The organism is Candidatus Hydrogenedentota bacterium (assembly GCA_035416745.1).
In the GTDB taxonomy this organism is placed as follows: Bacteria; Hydrogenedentota; Hydrogenedentia; order Hydrogenedentales; family SLHB01; genus UBA2224.
In genome coordinates this window covers 177,497-179,558 of sequence record DAOLNV010000002.1, presented here as the reverse complement: position 1 = coordinate 179,558, position 2,062 = coordinate 177,497, and the positions used below count along the sequence as shown (strand labels likewise).

Genomic DNA, 2,062 nt, shown 5'->3' with positions numbered 1-2,062 from the left:
CCCCATCATCGCGGCCAATTCGCGCAACGCGTCCATATACTGCCGCGCAAGACCCGTGTCCAGCCGGACGGTTTCCGCCGAGGTCGTTATCTTCCGCCGGTTGACCGTCACCTGGATCTTACCGCGAGACACGTGTTTGCGCACAACACCCTTGAAAACCGGCTCAAGAGACACCCACGAGTTGCCCAGCCGGAACGAACAATCCAGATACCGGTGGTTTACAGAGGATAATTCGAGCGAAATCTCCTGGTCCTGGCAGGTACATGCGGCCTTACCAAAACCAGTCATACTGCGTACCATCTGCGCTCCTTCATGCTATCTAGAAAGTGTTTTGTTGCCTGGCGAAAGAACCCAAGTATACCGATTTCAACGGCGTATAGCAAGTTTTGTGCCCCCCGCACTGCATGCGAAGCCAATCCCGAGAGTCTTGTAAGAGATTGCGATGATTATATTTATGGTTTCACGGAAGCTCCGTGGGCCACCGCGCATCATGTCCCGGGCCCAATGACGTCCCCCGTCCCCCGGGGTCCGTCTAGTCCGGCAATTCCGAGTAACACGCCAAGGCGCTCTTTCGGGGTCCGGCAACGCGGCGCTACGGCTTTTTCTTGATTTGGTGGATACCGCCGAGGGCATCGTCGTCGTCCTGGCTTTCCCATGCGCGTTTTTCCGGAAGCCTGGCGATCTCAATTCGCCCCGCGTCGTATAGGAGCGCCACGACCCGTTCGCCGGTTTTCTGGATGCGACGGCCCGTATCCTCGGCGAGATAGCTGCTCGGGGCGGTGCGGATCTCGTACCCGCCGCCCTTGAATGCTTCCTCGGTACAGATGTAGCCGAAATAGCCGTTAGCGAGCTCTACGCAGCAGGTGTGGGGGAATTCCGACTTTTGGCGCACGTTTTGGGCGAATTCCTGGAAGTATTCGCCGGGCACGCCCCAGAAACACGCGTCGGCGATGCGCACACCCATGATTTCGAGGCGTTCTTTCGGGCGCGCCCTGCGCATCTTCTCGACCTGAAGCAAGCAATGGGCATAGATGGTGTCGATGTTCTTGGGGTCGGGTGCGAATTTCCGGGCCATTTCCCGCGCGGCCCTGACCTGTTGCGGAGTGCTCTTGCGAATGGGCGCCAGGAGACTCCTGGCGGCCGCGTCAACCGTGGCCTTCGTGAAATAGTCCAGCTTGGCCAGGGCTTGAAGAGCTGCTGCCCCGACCGACCGCCCCGTGCGCTTGCACCAATACTCGCCGAATTCACCGGGACGCGGGCTCTGGTTGTCCACCTGCGTCACGTCGCCGCATGCCCCATTCAAATACACCACTCCGAATTCCTCACCGTAGATTGCCCGCAACGTGTCGACGACGTACTTGGGATAATCGGCGGAATACAGGACGCCGTTCATATGCGTCGCGTGACACGCGAAGTTCACGATCGCCCCGATGGGCTCGGTTTCGTCCGCGGGGCAAAACCCCACGACGGTAACGGTCGGGTCGGCAGGCCCCGCAGGGGCAACGATGTCCCGGTTCATTTTCCCGGGATGCGTGATTTGCGAGCCGTCCTTCATGACGAACCGGCGGTTGAACGCAACCCCTTCTGCCGGACACGCGCCCGTTCCCACCCGCACCGGACGCCGTACGCGGTACGCCTCGGCGATGGCATGGGCCGCCTGATCGGCAATGAAATCCTGGTACTCGGTGTCGGCCTCCGAGATGAACGACCCGAAAACCGGTCCCCCCGAGTGGGTATGCGTAGCTGAGAGAAAGCAGTTCTTGCCGGGGATGCCGCAGAGCGCCTCGGCCATCTTGCGGGCGCGGGCCGTCATTGCAACCGAGATCTTGATCGTGTCGCACTGCACCATGGCGATGCTCGTTTTGCCGTCGTCAACAACCGCGGCGCGCACAAAAAGGTCGTCATGTACTCCCTGCGCATACCGTTTCTCGAAGAGTCCGGGCACTTCTTTTCCCAATAACGGCGTGATGCACCGCGAGGCAAATCCGGCTTTCATGAAAGCTCCTCTCTCCAACGTTTGGCCGCTTGGAACTAAGCCCAAAAGTAAACCATACGCGAGGGA

The 2,062-nt window shown here is 59.9% G+C and carries 2 protein-coding genes; both read right to left on the bottom strand.

Annotated features, from left to right (window positions below; translation table 11 throughout):
• The coding region (locus PLJ71_01770) for a hypothetical protein (GenBank protein ID HQM47381.1) at nt 1-300 on the bottom strand (300 nt) is incomplete at its 3' end.
• 292 nt (nt 301-592) lie between these two features.
• Nucleotides 593-1,996 carry a neutral/alkaline non-lysosomal ceramidase N-terminal domain-containing protein gene (locus PLJ71_01765; GenBank protein HQM47380.1) on the bottom strand — a complete coding sequence of 468 codons (1,404 nt, stop codon included), beginning with the start codon at nt 1,994-1,996 and terminating at the stop codon, nt 593-595.
• Between the last annotated feature and the right edge of the window lie 66 nt (nt 1,997-2,062).